Here is a 212-nt window from a genome sequence, read left to right as displayed (position 1 = left end):
TTAACCTCCCAACCCACATCAGACGTTCTGATTACTCTCAATAGTAGTAACCCCAACGAAGCCAGTTTATCAACCCCTAGCGTGACCTTTACCGCCCAAAATTGGAGTAGTCCTCAACTCGTTACCATCACCGGAGTCGATGATAATATTCGAGATGGAGATATTGGCTATTCTATTATTAGCAGTGTTGACCCCAGTAGTGATAGCAAATA

At 43.4% G+C, this 212-nt stretch carries 1 protein-coding gene; it reads left to right on the top strand.

Going from position 1 to position 212, the window contains the following annotated elements; all coding sequences use genetic code 11:
* Positions 1 to 212: hypothetical protein (locus tag PL9214_RS31870; RefSeq protein ID WP_186440533.1), on the top strand; the 212-nt coding region annotated here is incomplete at both ends.

The organism is Planktothrix tepida PCC 9214, from assembly GCF_900009145.1.
GTDB lineage: Bacteria > Cyanobacteriota > Cyanobacteriia > Cyanobacteriales > Microcoleaceae > Planktothrix > Planktothrix tepida.
This window is presented reverse-complemented; position numbering and strand designations above follow the sequence as displayed.